This is a genomic window from Klebsiella sp. HMSC09D12 (assembly GCF_001808475.1).
In the GTDB taxonomy this organism is placed as follows: Bacteria; Pseudomonadota; Gammaproteobacteria; order Enterobacterales; family Enterobacteriaceae; genus Klebsiella; species Klebsiella oxytoca.
On sequence record NZ_KV793428.1, the window covers coordinates 76,517 to 96,316 of the forward strand.

Genomic DNA, 19,800 nt, shown 5'->3' on the forward strand with positions numbered 1-19,800 from the left:
CTTATACGATGCGGAACGCATCCACCAGCACGCAGCGACGCAGACGGACAAAGGTACGTGCGCTGGTTACCCCCTCCCCGGTCGGCGTAGTGATGGTCATGGTGGTCCAGCCCTCTCCGCCCAGCCCGAGCCCGGCAATGCACGGCCCGTTTTTGACGAAAATGCTGGTATCAATGGCATTGGCCATCTGATTCATGTTGTCGATATTGCGCGAGTGCATCGCCGCCGTATGGTGGCAGCCGCCTTCCAGCTGCACCGCCAGCGCAATAGCGTCATCGACGCTGGCCACCCGTACGACAGGGAGTACCGGCATCATCAGTTCAGTCACGGCAAACGGATGGCTGGCCGGCGTTTCAACAAACAGCAGGCGCGTCTGCGGCGGAACGCTCAGGCCGATGGCGGCGGCAATCTTGCTCGCGTCACGTCCCACCCAGTCACGGCTGACCGTACCTTTGCCGCGCTCATCGATATTCTTCAGCAGCACCGGCTGAAGCTGCTCGGCCTGGGCCGCGCTGAGCTTCACAGCCTGCTGGCCTTCCATCAGGCGCATCAGCTCGTCGGCGACGCTATCGACGACAATCAGCACCTTTTCGTCAGCGCAGATAATGTTGTTATCAAACGAGGCGCCTTTGACGATGGACTGCGCGGCGCGCGCCAGATCGGCCGTTTCGTCGACCACTACCGGCGGGTTACCGGCCCCGGCGGCAATCAGACGTTTATTGGTATGCTTGCGTGCGGACTCCACCACCGCTTCGCCGCCGGTGACCACCAGCAGACCAATGCCGGGGTACTTAAACAGCCGCTGGGCCGTTTCGATATCCGGGTTCGCCACGGTGACCAGCAGATTGGCCGGACCGCCCGCGGCAATTACCGCCTGGTTGAGCAGCATAATCGCCCGCTGAGAGACTCTTTTCGCCGCCGGATGCGGGGCGAACACCACGCTGTTGCCCGCGGCAATCAGGCTGATAGCGTTATTAATCACCGTTGCCGCCGGGTTGGTGGAGGGCGTGACCGAGGCCACCACGCCCCACGGCGCGTTTTCAATCAACGTCAGGCCGTTATCGCCGGTCAGCACCTGCGGGGAGAGACATTCGACGCCCGGCGTGCCGCGCGCCTGGGCCACGTTTTTGGCAAATTTATCTTCAACGCGTCCCATGCCGGTTTCGCTGACGGCAAGCTCCGCTAATTCTCTGGCATGTTTTTCGCCTGCCTCACGAATGGCGTGAATCGCCAGCTGGCGCATCGCCACGCTTTTCAGCCCCTGCTGAGCCACCTTTGCCGCCGCGACGGCGTCATCAAGGGAGGCAAAGACGCCCATCTCATGAACGGCGCTGTCCGGCTGGCTGCTGTCCTTCATTTTCAGCAGTACGGCTTTCACCACCTGTTCAATATCCTGTTGGTTCATGATGTTCAGTCCTATTTATGGAAAATCACCTGGCCGCCGGCCACCGCTTCATCGACGATACCGATGACGCACAAATCCACAGGAGACGCGTCGCTGCGGTGTGCCTGTCGCGCCGAGCTGCCGCTGACCAGCAGCACCCATTCGCCGGGCCCCGCGCCGATGCTGTCGATGGCGACGGCGCACTGTCCGTCGGGCTTGCCCGCAGCATCAATCATCTCCACCATCAGCAGCTTGTCGTGCGCCAGCCCCTGATGGCGAACGGTGCAGACAATTTGTCCCGTGACGACTGCCAGTTTCATACCCGCCTCCCTGGATTGCGTGGTGAGTCATGGGCCGGATAAGCGCAGCGCCATCAGGCAATGGCGCGCGTTAATGCCGAAGGACAACCCCGGCGCGCCTTATCCGGCTAACCATCAGATGTTGCTGTCGCCTTTGAAACTGATGGGGAACACCTCCTCCAGATCGCCGTGCGGACGCGGAATCACGTGCACCGAGACCAGCTCGCCGATACGCTGCGCCGCAGCGGCGCCGGCATCGGTAGCGGCCTTGCACGCCGCCACGTCGCCGCGCACCATCGCGGTGACCAGTCCGCCGCCAATCTGCTTCACGCCAACCAGCTTCACGCGCGCGGCTTTTACCATCGCATCAGAGGCCTCAATCAGCGCAACCAGGCCCCGGGTTTCAATCATTCCTAATGCTTCCATTGTGTTTTCCTCTTGCGTAAGGGGGTCCAGAACGGGACCGTTCATTCAACCTGCATGGGTAAGTGGCAATCGCTGCTTACGTCACTCCGGCGCGGCACGGCTGCCACTAACGCCAGTTCGATAATTTCCTGCACGCTACAGCCTCGGGAGAGGTCATGGAGCGGTGCGGCCAGCCCCTGAATCAGCGGCCCGATTGCACGATAGCCGCCCAGACGCTGGGCGATTTTGTAGCCGATGTTGCCCGCCTCCAGCGATGGAAAAACCATCACATTGGCCCGTCCCTGCAGCGGGCTGTCGGGCGCTTTTTGCGCGGCGACCTCCGGCACGAAGGCGGCGTCAAACTGCAGTTCGCCATCCACCATCAGCTGCGGAGCGCGCTGACGCACGATCTCTGTGGCCTGCTGTACGTTGGCGACGTTGGGGTGGCGGGCGCTGCCGTTGCTGGAAAACGACAGCATCGCCACCCGCGGCTCCTCGCCGGTAATCGCCTGCCATGTCTCAGCGCTGGCGATAGCGATATCCGCCAGTTGCGCCGCCGTCGGCTGCGGCACCACGCTGCAGTCGGCAAATCCCAGCGCCGGTCCGACGTACTGCGGCAGCATCAGAAAGATCGACGACAGCGTTTTGCAGCCAGGCTGAAGGCCAATAATGCGTAATCCGGCGCGCAGTACGTTCGCCGTCGAGGAGAGATTGCCGGCAATACACACGTCGGCCTTTCCGGCGCTGACCATGGCGGCGGCGAACATCAGCGGGTCGTTGAGTTTTTCCTCCGCGTCCGGCGGCGTTTTTTCCCCGGCCCGATCCAGCCAGCGCCGGGCAAAGGCGGTGCGCATTTGCCGGTTGCTGTATGGATCGACAATCTGCATACCGTCCATCGGCAACCGGTGGCTGAGGGCGAACTGGCGCAGAGCAAAAGGGTTGGCGATCAAAATCGGCTTTGCCAGCCCCTGCTGCTGCAGGTAGTGCGCCGCTTTAAGAACGCGAATGTCCAGGGCATCCGGAAACACCACCCGGGCGGGCGAACGCAAAGCCAGTTGACGAGCGCGTTGAATAATCATTGCTCCCCTCCCAGGCGTTGTTGGATCTGGCTGACGGTTAGCGGATGGTTTGCCACGCATAAAATCATCATCACGTAGACAGTGCTGGAGAGGCGGTTGAGCGCCTGCAGAATGTCCGGACGTAAGACCTCAAAGCTGCGGGTAATAAAGACCTGGGCGGCGATCGTTTCCGTCTCCCGAACCCGGGTGCGCAGCAGATTGAGCAAGGCGGCATCGCGGCCGTGAGCGGCTTCAGGCACCAGATGATCGTGGCCGAGATAGCGCAGCGGCTGGTGGGAAAGGCGATGCAGCTCATCCTCATTCAGGCCGACGATGGACTGCGCCGCCAGCGGTTCATCCATAGCGTCGGCGCGCATAATATTGCCCAGACGCGAGCGGATATCCGCCAGCCAGGGCTGCCATGGCTCCGCCAGTTCAATTTGCAGCCATACCGCCAGGGCGATGGTGGCGTCAAGCGCGGCGCGAAAGCCCAGGCGCGGATCGCTTTTAGCGACCATTTTGTCCGCCGTCAGATGGGTCAGGGTGTCCGGTTTTTTTTCGACCGGCTGGCGGCACAGTTCGCAGCAGGCCTGCGGATGTGTGTCGCTGCTGGTTAAACCGTGTACCGGCTGCGGCTGCTGCGCGTCGTCATCGACAAACAGGCTTCCCTGCTCATCGAGAAACTTAATGCGCAAACGGCGGCTCTCCAGCAGTTCCCGGGCCGAAGGCGTCAGACGAGCGTCGGCGGGCAGATGAATTTCTGCCCCTTCGCTGAGCGTATGGTTCGCTCTGAGCCAGGCTTCGGTAATAAAATCTTTCATAGCGATTGCCAGTTCGCAGGCCAGGCGACGTACAGGAAGCGCACGGTCGATGGCGTGCCGAATTCAATGCTGGAGCCTTTCGGGATAAACATCACATCGCCGGCTTTGGCCACCATGGTTTCACCTTCATGGCGTACGTGGAGTTCTCCCTCCAGCACCATGTCGACTTCGTCATAGTTCAGCGTCCATGGGAAAAAGGCGTTTTCCCACTGCATAAATCCGGCGGCCATACTGCTACCGTCCTGCTCGGTGACTAAATCCGTTAAGCCGACGCAGTGCGGTTCCGCGCCGTCGAAGCGGCCAAATTTCACGCTGCTGCCGTCAATGACTTTGACGCCGCCTTTGCCGGTGACCGCCTTAAAGCTGGGCTGCATATCGCCCAGCGCCAGCGACTGTTTTTCTTGCATCACCTTGTCCATCAGCTGCGCGACCAGGCTTTCGGTAAACTGCCCTTCCGGCAGCTGGGCAATAATGGTTTCGCGAATGCGCTGGCTTTCGGTTTTGCCCTCCTCCACCGGTACCGCCGCTTCTGGCGCGGACTCATCGCACTCTTTGATGGCGACGCCCAGCAGCTCCGCGACTTCGCGAGCTTCCGGGGTGATGATGCTGGCGCGCAGCACAACCGATATTTCCTCTTCACCTCGCGCGTGGGCCGCACGAATATCGTTAGCTGTGATTAGTTTCTTCACCTGCCCCTTCCTCCTTTTGGCTGAGCTCACTCAAGTAATTCACCAGCTGCTCTACGCTTTGCGGGTCGTGAGCGTTGAGCGCGAAAATTGGCTCCTGAAACCCCATCTCGTACAGCAGTTGCCGCACCGCGGCGACGTTAGCGTCCGGCATGTCCGTTTTGCTAATCGCGGCGATATGGCGTTTATTCGCCCCAATATCCAGTAACCCGGCGGGTAGACGACTTTCGGTATCATTTGCCGCGTGGACATAAATCAGCGTATCGACATCCTGCAGTGTGGTAATTAATGCGTGATACCAGCGAGGATGACTAAAATATTCTCCTGGGGTGTCGATATCTCCTTTTTCATTAAATTCCACGGCCTGCGTTTTTCTCGCGAGGGAATAATTTCCGTGCAGCGCATTAAATAGCGTTGTTTTTCCCGCGCCCACCGTACCGACAAATGCAATACGCTTCATCGCAGCCTCTAATTAGCTTTTAGTTAACTCGCAGAGGGTGTAATTTAATAATCGACCAAGCCCGCTAACCGTCTGAATCAGCGCCTCTTCAACCGCTCCCACTGAGCCGTAAATCACCAGCGCGCCGCTAAACCTGTCGAGAAAACCGATATGCACATCGGCGGCTTTCATCGCTAAATCACCGGCGATCATGGCGGTTTCGCCAGGGGTTAAGGTCATAATGCCGATAGCGCCGGATTCGGGAACGCCGATCTTTTTCGCCAGTTCTGCCCCAGGGTGCGCAATCAGGTGCGCCAGCGTCACCTGCTTGCCGGGGACAAACTCCTGAATGATGCGTTCTTTATCCATAACTCACCGCTCCGCTAAAACTTGCGCTTATCGTGACAAGTTTCCGCTGGAGTAAATAACAAAATTCGGCAAGTTGATTTGAAAGGTGAGATAGATCACTTATAAACAGAAATAAAAAAGCGCGGGAGAATTCCCGCGCCTGAATTAATTAAATGATAATTACAGCGGCTGAGTTTGCGCTTCAACAACCGCCAGCGCGACCATATTCACGATACGCCGTACCGACGCAATTGGCGTCAGGATATGTACCGGCTTTGCGACACCCATTAGCACAGGCCCCACGGTCACGCCTTCCGAGCTGGAAACGCGAAGTAAGTTGTAACTAATACGGGCCGCTTCCATATTCGGCATCACCAGGATATTGGCTGAACCTTTCAGCGGACTGTCCGGCATCCGCTCATTGCGAATGCTTTCCACCAGCGCGGCATCGCCGTGCATTTCGCCATCGATCATCAAATCCGGCGCCTGCGTCTTCACCAGCTCCAGCGCCTGGCGCATTTTGCTGGCGGACGGGCAGTCCGAAGAACCAAAGTTCGAGTGCGAAAGCAGCGCTACCCGCGGCTCAATCCCGAATCGACGAACGGTTTCTGCCGCCATCAGGGTGATTTCGGCAATTTGCTCCGGCGACGGATCGTGGTTAACGTAGGTGTCAGCGATAAAGGTGTTGCCGCTCGGCAGCAGCAGCGCGTTCATCGCCCCTGCCGCATGAACCCCTTCGCGGTAGCCAAACAGCGGCTGTATTACGCTGTAGTGTTCGTGATAATCGCCAATGGTGCCGCAGATCAACGCATCGGCTTCGCCGCGCTGCACCATGATCGCGCCGATGACCGTGGTATTGCTGATCACCGCCCGCTGCGCCTGCTCCTGGGTGATCCCGCGGCGCTTCATCAGGTTGTAATATTCGTTCCAGTACTCTTTAAAGCGCGGATCGGATTCGTTATTCACGATCTCAAAATCAACGCCGGCTTTGATCTGCAGCCCCAGCTTCTGAATACGCATCTCAATGACGCCAGGCCGGCCGATAAGGATCGGTTTCGCCAGCCCGAGGGAGACCAGTTCCTGAGTCGCGTGCAGCACGCGGGTATCTTCGCCTTCCGCCAGCACCACCCGCTTCGGCTCTTTGCGCGCCTGCGAGAAAATCGGCTTCATGAACAGATTCGTTTTGTAGACAAACTCGCTGAGCTTCTCGATGTAGGCATCAAAATCGGCGATTGGGCGCGTTGCGACGCCGGAGTCCATCGCCGCTTTCGCCACCGCCGGAGCAATCTTGACGATCAGCCGCGGGTCGAACGGCTTCGGAATGATATATTCCGCGCCGAAGCTCAGGTCCTGATCGCCGTAGGCGGAGGCCACCACTTCGCTCTGTTCTGCGTGAGCCAGTTCGGCAATCGCATGCACCGCCGCCAGTTTCATCTCTTCGTTAATCGCCGTTGCGCCGACGTCCAGCGCGCCGCGGAAGATGAACGGGAAGCACAGCACGTTGTTCACCTGGTTCGGATAGTCGGAGCGGCCGGTGCAGATAATAGCATCGGAGCGCACCTCTTTCGCCAGCGGCGGCAGAATTTCCGGCTCAGGGTTAGCCAGCGCCAGAATCATCGGCGCGCGGGCCATCTTTTTAACCATTTCCTGGGTCAGCACTTTCGGGCCCGAGCAGCCGAGGAAAATATCCGCCCCGTCAATCACATCATCCAGCGTACGTTTGCCGCTGTCTTCTACCGCATAGGCCGCTTTCGTCTCCGCCATATTCGGCTCACGGCCCTTATAGATAACCCCTTTCGAGTCGCAGACCACAATGTTGTGTTTCTGCATTCCCAGCGCTACCAGCAGGTTCATACAGGCAATCGCCGCCGCGCCCGCGCCTGATACGACCATCCGCACGTCGGAGATATTTTTCTCCACCACCCGCAGACCGTTCAGAATCGCCGCGGTACTGATAATCGCCGTCCCGTGCTGATCGTCATGGAAGACCGGAATATTCATGCGCTCGCGCAGCTTCTGTTCAATGTAGAAGCACTCCGGCGCTTTAATATCTTCGAGGTTGATACCGCCGAAGGTCGGCTCCAGCGCTGCAACGACGTTGATAAATTTGTCCGGGTCAAGCTCATCAACTTCAATATCGAATACATCGATACCGGCGAATTTTTTAAACAGAACGCCTTTACCTTCCATTACCGGCTTACCGGCCAGCGCGCCGATATTGCCCAGTCCCAGCACCGCCGTGCCGTTGGACACCACCGCCACAAGGTTGCCGCGGGCGGTATATTTATAGGCTGCCAGCGGATCCTTCTCGATTTCCAGACAGGGGGCGGCGACACCCGGCGAGTAGGCCAGAGCCAGATCGCGTTGGGTAGCAAGCGGTTTTGTCGGGGAGACCTGGATTTTTCCGGGGACCGGGAATTCGTGGAAATCAAGGGCGCTTTGTTTTAACTGCTCATCCATTTTATCGTTCCTTTCACGTATCGATCGTAGGGGGTGAAACGTAATGGCGTACCTGGTGTTCACCCTAAAGGGCTACCTAGTATCTCGCCTGACGGCTTCGTAAACTTTGAACACCGCCATACTCTCGCCATAACAAAGTTATGTTTGTTATCGATTTATAATGTTTATGTAACTTAGATTCGGAGGCAATGATAGCCCCGTCTGCTATGCTTTTTAGTTATGCAACTCATCACCCTCTCTATCCTAAACCAATAAAAACTCATGCAACTCATTGTTTCAGGAGCACATTATGTCCCGTAGAGAACTAGCCAACGCCATCCGCGCCCTGAGTATGGATGCAGTACAGAAAGCCAACTCCGGCCACCCTGGCGCGCCAATGGGTATGGCCGATATCGCCGAGGTGCTGTGGAACGATTTCCTTAAGCACAATCCTGAAGACCCAAAATGGTACGACCGCGACCGTTTTATTCTCTCCAACGGTCACGCATCAATGCTGCTCTACAGCCTGCTGCATCTGACGGGTTACGATCTGCCCATCGAAGAGATAAAAAACTTCCGTCAGCTGCATTCAAAAACCCCGGGTCACCCGGAGATTGGCTATACGCCGGGGGTGGAAACCACCACCGGTCCGCTGGGGCAAGGACTGGCAAATGCCGTGGGTCTGGCTATCGCCGAGCGCACGCTGGCGGCGCAGTTTAACCAGCCGGAACACGAAATTGTCGATCACTTCACCTACGTGTTTATGGGCGATGGCTGCCTGATGGAGGGGATTTCTCATGAAGTGTGTTCCCTGGCGGGGACGTTAGGACTGGGCAAGCTGATCGGCTTCTACGACCACAACGGCATTTCCATCGATGGTGAAACGAAGGGCTGGTTTACCGATGACACGGCAAAACGCTTTGAGGCCTATCACTGGCATGTGGTGCATGAAATTGACGGCCACGACCCCGAAGCCGTGAAGAAAGCGATTCTGGAAGCCCAGAGCGTGAAGGACAAACCCTCGCTGATTATCTGCCGTACGGTGATAGGCTTCGGCTCGCCGAATAAAGCCGGCAAGGAAGAGGCGCACGGCGCCGCGCTGGGTGAACAGGAGGTGGCGCTGGCGCGTCAGAAACTCGGCTGGCATCACCCGGCGTTTGAGATCCCGAAAGAGATCTACCGGGCCTGGGATGCGCGTGAAAAAGGGCAAAAGGCGCAGAAAAGCTGGCAGGAGAAGTTTGCTGCGTATCAGCAGGCCCATCCGCAGCTGGCGGCGGAGTTTACGCGGCGCATGAGCGGCGGACTGCCTGAGTCGTGGGATGAAACGACGCAGAAGTATATCGCCGATCTGCAGGCTAACCCGGCGAAAATCGCCACCCGTAAGGCTTCGCAAAATGCCCTCGATGCCTACGGCCCGCACCTGCCGGAACTGCTGGGCGGCTCCGCCGACCTCGCGCCCAGCAACCTGACCATCTGGAAAGGGTCGACTTCGCTGAAAGAGGATCCGGCGGGTAACTATATCCACTACGGCGTTCGTGAATTCGGGATGACGGCCATCGCCAACGGCATCGCGCATCACGGCGGGTTTGTGCCCTATACCGCCACTTTCCTCATGTTCGTCGAATATGCCCGCAACGCGGCGCGTATGGCGGCGCTGATGAAAGCGCGGCAAATCATGGTCTATACCCACGACTCCATCGGTCTCGGCGAAGATGGCCCGACGCACCAGGCGGTCGAACAGCTGGCCAGCCTGCGCCTGACGCCAAATTTCAGCACCTGGCGACCGTGCGATCAGGTAGAAGCCGCGGTGGCGTGGAAGCTGGCGGTAGAGCGCCATAGCGGACCGACGGCGCTGATCCTCTCCAGGCAAAATCTGGCGCAAATGGCGCGCACGCCGGAGCAGGTACAGAATATCGCCCGCGGCGGCTACGTGCTGAAGGACGCAGGCGGCAAGCCGGACCTGATCCTGATAGCCACCGGTTCGGAAGTCGAGATAACCGTGCTGGCGGCGGAGAAGCTGCTGGCCAAAGGGGTGAACGTGCGCGTGGTTTCCCTGCCATCGACCGATGTCTTTGATGCGCAGGATGAGGCGTATCGGGAATCCGTCCTGCCCTCGGACGTCAGCGCCCGCGTCGCCGTCGAAGCCGGTATCGCCGACTACTGGTATAAATACGTGGGGCTAAAAGGAAAAATCGTCGGTATGACCGGCTATGGCGAATCCGCGCCGGCCGATAAGCTCTTCCCTTACTTCGGCTTTACCGTTGAGCATATCGTCAGCGTAGCGGATGAGCTACAGAACGGGTAACCCATAGCGTGGGCCAGGCGTCTGGCCCCTGCCAGTTATCGCACTGCGGCTGCTGCGCGTAGCGTACCAGGCTAAACCGCTGGCCGTCATAACGCCAGCGCGTTTGGATACCGCAATCGCCGGGTGCGCGCCCTTTATCGAGGGTCACCAGTTCCTGATGCCGATCGTCGTAGCTGGCGTTCACCAGCTCGACGTCACGCGGCGCATCGCCGGGGGGCTGGAAGGGCAGCGTGAGTCGTACCGGGTGAGCAATATATGGCCGCTGGCGCGAAACCAGCCAGGCCAGCCAAATGGTATTGTAGGCGCCCGCTTCGCAGCTGGTCATCAACAGGACCTTCTCGTCGGTCAGCGCGGACACCCGTACCTCGCGGCGAAACGGATTCAGTGAACAGGCGCTGCTGTTCATGCGCTCATTGCCATAATCCATCAGATCGTTAAGTTCATCGCGGCTCAGGGGCGACTGCGCCCCCTCCATTTTCACCACCGATCGCAGCGCCGGCGCAGGCGGTACGCTGAGCGGCGGCTCTTCACCCTTGCCGACCCATGCGGTCTCGCTCCCCACCCGCTTTTGCTGGCTATCAATAAACAGCAGGGCGGCTTTGAGCCCCTGCAGAGAAATAGTCTGGAGACCCTTTTCAAGCGTGATGGTCTGCGCGTTTTGCACTTGCTGCAGGAATGCGTCAATGGTGACGTTATCGTCAGTTTTCAGCAGTTTGTCGGCAATCTGCCAGTGTGTATCGCTCAAGGCCAGGGGTTTGCCATCGAGCTGAAGCCGGGGCGCTATCGGCGCCAGCGCCGCCACCGGGTTGCCCACGCCTCCCAGCTCAATACGCAGGCTGGCGCTGGTTGCCGCTCCGGCGCTGCGGGTAAGGGTCATCACCAGGCCGTGGTGTAGCCCGACGTTGCGGGCTACGCAGAAGTTCTGATTGTTGCAGGTCACCTGCCAGTCGCTGAAGAGCTGTTGCGCCGGCGCCGCCCGCACCAGCGATGCCGGCAGCAAACCGCAAAGCAGAAACAAAATAACCCGATACCACATGAGCGGCACAACCCCGATGAACACGCCATAAACAGCGGCTATGTTCGCCAGCGGCGAGGTTTTACTCAATCGGATTTATCAGAGATCCCCGTTCATCAGCCCGGAGTTTTGCAAATATTGCAGCAGGATCACCGCTTTGCCGTCGCGGATTTCCCCGTTGGCCATCATCTCCAGCGCCCGATGATAAGGGAGCTCCAGCACCTCGATCTCTTCATCATCAACGCCGCCACCGTCGTTGGCCCGCTGGGTATCGTTATATTCGGCAATAAAGAAATGGATAAGCTCGGTGACGCCGCCGGGCGACATAAACAGTTCAAACAGTTTGCGCACTTCGCCGACTTCGAAGCCGGTCTCTTCAATGGCTTCTTTACGCACGCACGCCTCCGGCTCGTCGCTGTCCAGCAGCCCGGCGCAGGTTTCGATCAACATCCCGTCTTCGTTGCCGTTTACCCAGGTCGCGATGCGGAACTGGCGAACCAGCACGACGGTCTGCTTATGGCGGTTATACAGCAAGATGGTCGCACCGTTGCCGCGATCGTAGACTTCGCGTTTATGGCGAACCACGTTGCCGTCGCTGCGCGTCAGCTCATAGGTCATGTTGCGCAAAACGAACCAGTTTTCGGAGAGGATTTTATCTTTGATAATGTTGATATTGAGTGACATACGGGCCCCACAGCGTGAAATAACGATGTCATACTACGCTGCGGAACCCGCTTTGTCGTTAGTGAAGCGAAATCGGTTTAACCTCGAGGAAGTCCATGATCCCCTGCGCCGCGTGGCGGCCTTCCGCCATTGCAGTTACCACCAGATCGGCGCCGCGCACCGCATCGCCGCCGGCAAACACCTTACGATGAGTGGTCTGGTAACGATAGCGACTTTCCACATTGGCCTTAATTCGGCCGCGGCTGTCGAGCTTCACGCCCACCGATTCCAGCCACGGCATACCGTGCGGATGGAAACCGAAGGCCATAATCACCGCATCGGCGGGCATCACGAACTCGCTTCCGGGGATTGGCGAAGGGCTGCGGCGTCCCTGTGCATCCGGCGCGCCAAGCTGGGTTCGCAGGAAGCGCACGCCGTTGACGTGCCCCTCTTCGTTCAGCTCCAGGGTGACCGGCTGGACGTTAAATTCAAATAATGCCCCCTCTTCGCGCGCGTTTTTCACCTCTTTCTTCGAACCGGGCATGTTGGCTTCATCGCGACGATAGGCGCAGGTGACCTGCTTTGCGCCGTGGCGCAGCGCAGTGCGCACGCAGTCCATCGCCGTATCGCCGCCGCCGAGTACCACGACGTTCAGCCCCTCGGTATTGACGTAAGGCTCTTCCGGCAGCTCCAGCAGCCCCATAACCTGTTTAGTATTCGCGATCAGAAACGGCAGCGCATCGTAAACGCCGGGCGCGTCTTCATTCGGCAGATCCGCTTTCATGGAGCGATAGGTACCTGCGCCAATAAATACCGCATCATATTCATCAAGCAGCGTCGTCAGCGGAATATCCTTGCCTATTTCGCAGTTCAGCTCAAAGCGTACGCCCATTTGGGTGAAGATTTCACGCCGCCGGGCAAGCAGGGATTTATCCAGCTTGAAGGCCGGAATGCCAAAGGTCAGCAGGCCGCCGATTTCCGGATGGCGGTCAAACACCACCGGGCTTACGCCGTTGCGCACCAGCCGGTCGGCGCAGGCGAGACCGGCTGGACCGGCGCCGATAATCGCCACCCGCTTACCGCTGTTCACGACCTGCGAAAGATCCGGCCGCCAGCCGTTGGCCAGCGCCTGGTCGGAGATATAGCGTTCAATGTTGCCGATAGTCACCGAACCGTGCTCATCGCGCAGCGTGCAGGCCCCTTCGCACAGGCGGTCCTGCGGGCAGACGCGACCGGTTATTTCCGGCAGGCAGTTGGTCTGATGAGAAAGCTCAACGGCGGCGGCGATATCCCCCTCTTTCACCCGCTCAATCCACTGCGGAATATGGTTGTGCAGCGGGCAGGTCCATTCACAAATGCTGTTTTCGCCGCATTTCAGGCAGCGTTCCGCCTCGCGATTGGCCTGTCCGGCGCTGAACGGAAGATAAATTTCGGCAAAATTGGCCTTACGCGCTGCGGCGGATAGCTTGTCGGGCTCGCCGCGCGGCGGCGTCGCGGCCATCTGTGCGACTTTCCCGGCGGAGCAAGATGCCATCGGGGCACCGGGGTGACCCAGACGCGCCGCGCGCTGACGCCGCTGTTTCGCCAGATTCATCAGCGTGCTGTCCGTCGCCAGCTCCAGCGCCCCGGCCGGGCAGTTTTGCACGCAGGCAGGCCCCTCTTCGCGACCGTTACACAAATCGCACTTATGCGCCGTCGCTTTGACTCTGCCCTCCTGTACCGGCGTCAGGACGATTTGCATCACGCCAAACGGGCAGGCAACCATACAGGATTTACAGCCGATGCATTTTTCCTGATTCACCTGGACGCTGCCGTTAAGCTGGCTGATGGCGTCATTTGGACAACTGCGGGCGCACGGCGCGCCTTCACAGTGGTGACAGGTTACTGCGTTACGCTTTTGCTCATTTTTGATAACCGTAATGCGCGGCAAAAAACGCTGCGGGGTCAATACATGCTGCTCATCGTTATGCGCCATGACGCAGGCAACTTCACAAGCCTTGCATCCGATGCACCTATGACTATCGCTTAAAATAAAGTGGTTCATGACATCCTTCAGTCTTATTGGTGAATAACCCCTCAATTCGCATGACTATCTATTACCCGACAAGGCGGGGCTGGAACAATGTGCAATTGCACAGGTCGCCGATTTTTTGGTAATAACCCGAGTTGGATCAATTTTTTTGACTTAAATGAAATTACGTTTTATTTAGCTAAGTGATAATAGGCCGCGTCTGCGGCGACGGGCAGAAAGGATGACGTCGGTAGAGGGAGAAGGACGGTTCTTTACGCTGCCATAAAAGGCACACGATAAATTACACTATCTCCTTATTTTCTCCACGATTGCCTGCGCCCTTGCCGCTAGAGTGTCACAGGCTCTGCAATAACAAAAAAATGTGCAAAATGAGGTCCTAATTCTGATGGCGAATTTTTTTATCGATCGCCCCATTTTTGCGTGGGTTCTGGCAATCCTGTTATGCCTGACCGGTACGCTCGCAATTTTGTCGCTTCCCGTTGAGCAATATCCCGAACTTGCCCCTCCTAACGTCAGGATCGCAGCAAACTATCCCGGGGCCTCGGCACAAACGCTGGAAAATACCGTTACCCAGGTTATCGAGCAGAATATGACCGGCCTCGACAACCTGATGTACATGTCATCCCAGAGCAGCGGCACCGGGCAAGCCACCGTGACGCTAAGCTTTACCGCCGGTACCGATCCGGACGAAGCCGTCCAGCAGGTACAGAACCAGCTGCAGTCGGCGATGCGTAAACTCCCGCAAGCCGTCCAGAACCAGGGCGTGACGGTGCGTAAAACCGGGGACACCAACATCCTGACGATTGCGTTCGTCTCTACCGATGGCAGCATGGATAAACAGGATATCGCCGACTACGTCGCCAGTAACATTCAGGACCCGCTCAGCCGGGTAAACGGCGTCGGCGACATTGACGCCTATGGTTCCCAGTATTCGATGCGTATCTGGCTCGATCCGGCCAAACTCAACAGTTTTCAGATGACGGCAAAAGACGTCACCGATGCCATCTCTTCACAGAACGCGCAGATTGCCGTCGGCCAGCTGGGCGGTACGCCTTCGGTAGATAAACAGGCGCTCAACGCGACAATTAATTCGCAATCGCTGTTACAAACCCCGGAACAGTTCCGCAATATCACCCTTCGGGTTAATCAGGACGGCTCGGAAGTTACCCTTGGCGACGTCGCGACCGTGGAAATGGGAGCGGAGAAATACGATTACCTCAGCCGCTACAACCGCCAGGCGGCTTCCGGGCTGGGGGTTAAGCTGGCCTCTGGCGCAAACGAAATGGCGACCGCCGAACGCGTCATCAGCCGTCTGAACGAGCTGTCGCAATACTTCCCGCATGGTCTGGAATATAAAGTCGCTTACGAAACCACCTCATTCGTTAAGGCGTCGATTACCGACGTGGTGAAAACGCTGCTCGAAGCCATCGCGCTGGTGTTCCTCGTCATGTATCTGTTCTTGCAGAACTTCCGCGCGACATTGATCCCAACCATCGCCGTTCCGGTGGTGCTAATGGGGACTTTCGCTGTCCTCTACGCCTGCGGCTACAGCATCAACACCTTGACCATGTTTGCGGTGGTGCTGGCGATAGGCCTGCTGGTGGACGACGCCATCGTGGTGGTGGAAAACGTCGAGCGTATCATGAGCGAGGAGGGCCTCTCGCCGCGTGAAGCGACGCGAAAATCGATGGGGCAAATTCAGGGTGCGCTGGTCGGTATCGCCATGGTTCTATCGGCAGTATTCGTGCCAATGGCCTTCTTCGGCGGCACCACCGGCGCGATTTATCGTCAGTTCTCGATCACCATCGTCTCGGCAATGGTGCTGTCGGTTCTGGTGGCGATGATCCTTACCCCGGCGCTGTGCGCCACGCTGCTCAAACCGGTGCATAAAGGCGAAACCCACGGGCAACGGGGTTTCTTTGGCTGGTTTAACCGCACGTTTAACCGCAACGCCAGCCGCTACGAAACCGCCGTCGGCAAAATTCTTCACCGTTCGCTGCGCTGGATAATGATCTACGTCCTGCTGCTGGGGGGGATGGTGTTTCTGTTCCTGCATCTGCCAACGTCATTCCTGCCGCTGGAAGACCGCGGCATGTTTACCACGTCGGTGCAATTGCCCAGCGGTTCGACCCAGCAGCAAACCCTGAAGGTGGTCCAGCAGGCGGAAGACTATTTCCTGAAAAACGAAAAACAAAACGTCGAATCGGTGTTCGCCACCATCGGCTCCGGCCCCGGCGGCAACGGACAGAACGTAGCGCGTATGTTCGTTCGCCTGAAGGACTGGGACCAACGCGATCCTACAACCGGTTCCTCTTTCGCTATCATCGAACGCGCAACCAAAGCGTTTAACAAAATAAAAGAAGCTCGCGTCTTTGCCAGCAGCCCGCCGGCCATCAGCGGCCTGGGCAGTTCCGCCGGTTTCGATATGGAACTGGAAGACCATGCGGGCAACGGACACGAAGCGCTGATGGCCGCTCGCGATACCCTACTGGAGCTGGCCGCTAAAAATAACCAGCTGACCCGCGTTCGCCTCAACGGCCTTGACGATAGCCCGCAGCTACAGGTGGATATCGATCAGCGCAAAGCCCAGGCGCTGGGCGTCTCCATCGATGATATCAACGACACCCTCCAGACCGCGTGGGGGTCAAGCTACGTCAACGACTTTATGGACCGCGGCCGCGTGAAGAAGGTCTATGTTCAGGCGGCCGCGCCGTATCGCATGCTGCCGGACGACATTAATCTGTGGTACGTACGCAACAGCAGCGGCACGATGGTGCCCTTCTCCGCTTTCGCCACCTCCCGCTGGGAGACCGGTTCGCCGCGTCTGGAGCGCTACAACGGCTATTCAGCGGTAGAAATCGTCGGTGAAGCCGCGCCGGGCGTCAGTACCGGTACCGCGATGACAATTATGGAAGAGCTGGCCCGCCAGCTGCCAAACGGCTTTGGCCTTGAATGGACGGCGATGTCGTATCAGGAGCGCCTCTCCGGCGCGCAGGCTCCGGCGCTGTACGCCATTTCGCTGCTGGTCGTGTTCCTGTGCCTGGCGGCGCTGTACGAAAGCTGGTCGGTGCCGTTCTCTGTGATGCTGGTGGTGCCGCTGGGGGTCATCGGCGCCCTGCTGGCGACCTGGATGCGCGGTCTGGAAAACGATGTCTACTTCCAGGTGGGACTGCTGACGGTGATCGGTCTGTCGGCGAAGAACGCCATTCTCATTGTCGAGTTTGCCAATGAGCTGAATCAGAAAGGCGAGGACCTGCTTACCGCCACGCTCTCCGCCTGTCGCCAGCGTCTGCGGCCGATCCTGATGACCTCGCTGGCGTTTATCTTCGGCGTGCTGCCGATGGCCACCAGTACCGGTGCGGGTTCCGGCAGTCAGCATGCCGTTGGCACCGGGGTCATGGGCGGGATGATTTCAGCCACGGTGCTGGCAATCTTCTTCGTACCGCTGTTTTTCGTGCTGGTGCGTCGTCGCTTCCCGCTCAAGGAACGGCCGCAATAATCAGGATGCGCCCTGGCGATATGTCGCCGGAGCCAAATAACAGAAAAGGCGACCGGATGTGTCGCCTTTTTGATGTGGTCGCTTCAACTGCATTATTATTCTGCCTGTGAAATCGCCATGCTTTTATTGCGGAAATCTATTTACGAAGCATGCCTTCGATAAAGTCTTTCCAGTTCCCCAGTTCATGTTCAATCATAATAGCCTCTCTTATTATTATGGGTGATTTTATGCAAATTCATTGATGGTTAAAAGCGCGTTTGCGCTATCGTTCTGATAACTCTAATTACCCCCTGCGGAATGATTTCTTTCGTTTGTAAGTACTATGACCCGATTCCGGGCATTTTAATGTGACCGACAGCAACAATTAGCAACATTTGTTCATCAGCCAGAAGCGCCTGGCGCCGCCTTATGGCCAGCACTGGTCGCGGCCAATCGCTCAAAAAACAGCCAGAATGTAACGTTAAATATCTCTGGCGGGGAAAAAACGATATTTATTAATGTAATTCACGTATTATTTATTCAGGGTTTATATATTCGGAAGATTCTTAGCTAATCATTTAATTCAACGGAAAAGGTTTAATCATGCTCACCATGTACGGGATAAAAAACTGCGACACCATTAAAAAGGCCCGCCGCTGGCTGGAAGCCCATCAGATAGAATATCGCTTTCATGATTATCGTGTCGATGGCCTGGATCGCAATTTATTAGACACCTTTATTGCCGAGCTCGGCTGGGAAGCGCTGCTCAATACTCGCGGTACGACCTGGCGCAAGCTGGACGAAACGGTTCGCACCGGTATCAATAACGCCGACGCCGCGGCGAAACTGATGCTGGAAATGCCGGCAATCATCAAACGCCCATTGCTCTGCGCGCCCGGTCAGCCTATGCTGCTGGGTTTCAGTGAATCAAGTTATCAGCAGTTTAACGAGGTGTAGTCTATGTCTTGCCCGGTCATTGAGCTGGCTCAGCAGCTTATTCGCCGCCCTTCCCTCAGCCCCGATGATGCGGGATGCCAGGCGTTAATGATTGAACGTCTGCGTGCGATTGGCTTTACCGTTGAACCGATGGATTTCGGAGATACCCAAAACTTCTGGGCCTGGCGCGGGCGCGGGGAAACGTTAGCGTTTGCCGGCCATACCGATGTCGTTCCGTCGGGCGACGCCGATCGCTGGATTAACCCCCCCTTTGAACCCACCATTCGCGACGGCATGCTGTTTGGCCGCGGCGCCGCAGATATGAAAGGCTCGCTCGCGGCGATGGTGGTCGCGGCAGAACGCTTTGTGGCTCAGTATCCGAATCATAAAGGTCGTCTGGCCTTCCTGATTACTTCAGATGAAGAGGCCAGCGCCAAAAACGGTACCGTAAAGGTTGTTGAAGCGCTGATGGCGCGCAATGAGCGCCTGGATTATTGCCTGGTCGGCGAACCGTCCAGCACCGAAGTCGTCGGCGATGTCGTCAAAAACGGCCGTCGCGGCTCGCTGACCTGCAACCTGACCATTCACGGCGTACAGGGGCACGTGGCCTATCCGCATCTCGCCGATAACCCGGTTCACCGCGCCGCCCCGATGCTGGCGGAACTGGTGAACATCGAATGGGATAAGGGCAACGAATTCTTTCCGCCGACCAGTATGCAAATCGCTAACGTGCAGTCCGGGACCGGCAGCAACAACGTCATTCCCGGCGACATGTTCGTCCAGTTCAACTTCCGCTTTAGCACCGAGCTGACCGATGAAATGATTAAAGCGCGCGTCGTGGCGCTGCTGGAGAAATACGAACTGCGCTACAGCGTGGACTGGTGGCTCTCGGGGCAGCCGTTCCTGACCAGCCGCGGTAAGCTGGTTGATGCGGTGGTTAACGCTATTGAGCACTATAATGAAATAAAACCGCAGCTGCTGACTAACGGCGGCACGTCCGACGGGCGCTTTATCGCGCGTATGGGCGCGCAGGTGGTTGAACTGGGGCCAGTGAATGCCACCATTCATAAAATAAACGAGTGTGTGAATGCCGCCGACCTCCAGCTACTGGCGCGGATGTATCAACGCATTATGGAGCAGCTGGTCGCCTGACGGCATCAATAGAGAAGAGGTAAGCGCATGGATTGGCTATCGAAGTACTGGTGGGTCCTGGTGTTGGTATTTTTGGTGGGCGTGATGATCAACGTGATTAAAGATCTTACCCGCGTTGACCATAAAAAATTTCTCAACAATAAACCGGATCTGCCGCCGCACCGCGACTTCAATGATAAGTGGGATGACGATGACGACTGGCCGAAGAACGACCCGTCAAAGAAGAAGTAACATCTTTTTTTGTTAGGTTTTCCCGGTAGCGCATCGCTGAGGAGGCTACGGGCTTACAGTCAGTCTGTGGGTCAAGTAACCCGGACAGATGCGCAGCATCGCCTCCGGG

General features: G+C 57.7%; 17 protein-coding genes and 1 pseudogene. 5 read left to right on the top strand and 13 right to left on the bottom strand.

Annotated elements, in window-relative coordinates:
- Position 1: 1 nt before the first annotated feature.
- From HMPREF3178_RS05950 to maeB, 9 genes are all read right to left on the bottom strand, one after another.
- Positions 2–1,405 carry an aldehyde dehydrogenase family protein gene (locus tag HMPREF3178_RS05950; RefSeq protein WP_004104384.1) on the bottom strand — a complete coding sequence of 468 codons (1,404 nt, stop codon included), beginning with the start codon at positions 1,403–1,405 and terminating at the stop codon, positions 2–4.
- 11 nt (positions 1,406–1,416) lie between these two features.
- Positions 1,417–1,704, bottom strand: coding sequence for an ethanolamine utilization microcompartment protein EutN (gene eutN / locus HMPREF3178_RS05955; RefSeq protein ID WP_004104386.1), 288 nt, complete (start codon positions 1,702–1,704; stop codon positions 1,417–1,419).
- Positions 1,705–1,818: 114 nt separating this feature from the next.
- Complete coding sequence (gene eutM, locus HMPREF3178_RS05960; protein ID WP_000387720.1) at positions 1,819–2,109, bottom strand: ethanolamine utilization microcompartment protein EutM; 291 nt, start codon at positions 2,107–2,109, stop codon at positions 1,819–1,821.
- 41 nt (positions 2,110–2,150) lie between these two features.
- Complete coding sequence (gene pta, locus HMPREF3178_RS05965) at positions 2,151–3,167, bottom strand: phosphate acetyltransferase (RefSeq protein ID WP_070585079.1); 1,017 nt, start codon at positions 3,165–3,167, stop codon at positions 2,151–2,153.
- Entirely contained in the window at positions 3,164–3,967 is an 804-nt protein-coding gene (gene eutT / locus HMPREF3178_RS05970; protein ID WP_004114363.1) for an ethanolamine utilization cob(I)yrinic acid a,c-diamide adenosyltransferase EutT, read from the bottom strand. Before eutT ends, pta begins: the two co-directional genes overlap by 4 nt.
- The gene (gene eutQ / locus HMPREF3178_RS05975; RefSeq protein ID WP_023321405.1) at positions 3,964–4,656 is read right to left on the bottom strand and encodes an ethanolamine utilization acetate kinase EutQ; all 693 of its coding nucleotides are present in this window, start codon (positions 4,654–4,656) and stop codon (positions 3,964–3,966) included. The genes eutT and eutQ overlap by 4 nt, the downstream gene beginning before the upstream one ends.
- Positions 4,634–5,113 carry an ethanolamine utilization acetate kinase EutP gene (gene eutP / locus HMPREF3178_RS05980; RefSeq protein ID WP_004114369.1) on the bottom strand — a complete coding sequence of 160 codons (480 nt, stop codon included), beginning with the start codon at positions 5,111–5,113 and terminating at the stop codon, positions 4,634–4,636. Before eutP ends, eutQ begins: the two co-directional genes overlap by 23 nt.
- A gap of 12 nt (positions 5,114–5,125) precedes the next feature.
- Entirely contained in the window at positions 5,126–5,461 is a 336-nt protein-coding gene (eutS, locus tag HMPREF3178_RS05985) for an ethanolamine utilization microcompartment protein EutS (protein WP_004104395.1), read from the bottom strand.
- Positions 5,462–5,620: 159 nt separating this feature from the next.
- Complete coding sequence (gene maeB / locus HMPREF3178_RS05990) at positions 5,621–7,900, bottom strand: NADP-dependent oxaloacetate-decarboxylating malate dehydrogenase (RefSeq protein WP_004104396.1); 2,280 nt, start codon at positions 7,898–7,900, stop codon at positions 5,621–5,623.
- A 289-nt stretch (positions 7,901–8,189) separates the two neighbouring features.
- On the opposite strand from maeB, the gene tkt reads away from it, so the two are divergent.
- Positions 8,190–10,184, top strand: coding sequence for a transketolase (gene tkt, locus HMPREF3178_RS05995; protein WP_004104397.1), 1,995 nt, complete (start codon positions 8,190–8,192; stop codon positions 10,182–10,184).
- On the opposite strand, the gene HMPREF3178_RS06000 is transcribed toward tkt, so the two are convergent.
- From HMPREF3178_RS06000 to aegA, 3 genes and pseudogenes are all read right to left on the bottom strand, one after another.
- On the bottom strand, positions 10,153–11,220 hold the full coding sequence (locus HMPREF3178_RS06000; protein ID WP_032745619.1) for a DUF1176 domain-containing protein: 1,068 nt from the start codon (positions 11,218–11,220) through the stop codon (positions 10,153–10,155). The two genes, tkt and HMPREF3178_RS06000, sit on opposite strands and share 32 nt — an antisense overlap.
- Positions 11,221–11,285: 65 nt before the next feature.
- Positions 11,286–11,883 (bottom strand): annotated as a pseudogene (gene nudK, locus HMPREF3178_RS06005) (GDP-mannose pyrophosphatase NudK).
- Positions 11,884–11,941: 58 nt separating this feature from the next.
- A complete protein-coding gene (aegA, locus tag HMPREF3178_RS06010; protein WP_070585081.1) occupies positions 11,942–13,906 on the bottom strand; it encodes a formate-dependent uric acid utilization protein AegA in 1,965 nt (654 codons plus the stop codon).
- Between the two features lie 373 nt (positions 13,907–14,279).
- Here aegA and acrD point away from each other — a divergent pair, with 373 nt between their 5' ends.
- Entirely contained in the window at positions 14,280–17,393 is a 3,114-nt protein-coding gene (gene acrD, locus HMPREF3178_RS06015) for a multidrug efflux RND transporter permease AcrD (RefSeq protein ID WP_070585083.1), read from the top strand.
- 136 nt (positions 17,394–17,529) lie between these two features.
- On the opposite strand, the gene ypfM is transcribed toward acrD, so the two are convergent.
- Positions 17,530–17,589, bottom strand: a complete 60-nt coding sequence (gene ypfM, locus HMPREF3178_RS30790) for a protein YpfM (protein WP_100181659.1) — start codon at positions 17,587–17,589, stop codon at positions 17,530–17,532.
- 386 nt (positions 17,590–17,975) lie between these two features.
- Between ypfM and HMPREF3178_RS06020 the strand changes: the two genes are divergently transcribed.
- Genes HMPREF3178_RS06020 through HMPREF3178_RS06030 form a run of 3 tightly spaced genes read left to right on the top strand, consistent with a single transcriptional unit; the run spans position 17,976 to position 19,691 of the window.
- Positions 17,976–18,329 carry an ArsC family reductase gene (locus tag HMPREF3178_RS06020; protein ID WP_004104403.1) on the top strand — a complete coding sequence of 118 codons (354 nt, stop codon included), beginning with the start codon at positions 17,976–17,978 and terminating at the stop codon, positions 18,327–18,329.
- Between the two features lie 3 nt (positions 18,330–18,332).
- Positions 18,333–19,460 carry a succinyl-diaminopimelate desuccinylase gene (gene dapE / locus HMPREF3178_RS06025; RefSeq protein ID WP_004104405.1) on the top strand — a complete coding sequence of 376 codons (1,128 nt, stop codon included), beginning with the start codon at positions 18,333–18,335 and terminating at the stop codon, positions 19,458–19,460.
- 27 nt (positions 19,461–19,487) lie between these two features.
- The gene (locus tag HMPREF3178_RS06030) at positions 19,488–19,691 is read left to right on the top strand and encodes a YpfN family protein (RefSeq protein ID WP_004104407.1); all 204 of its coding nucleotides are present in this window, start codon (positions 19,488–19,490) and stop codon (positions 19,689–19,691) included.
- The last annotated feature ends 109 nt before the right edge of the window (positions 19,692–19,800 follow it).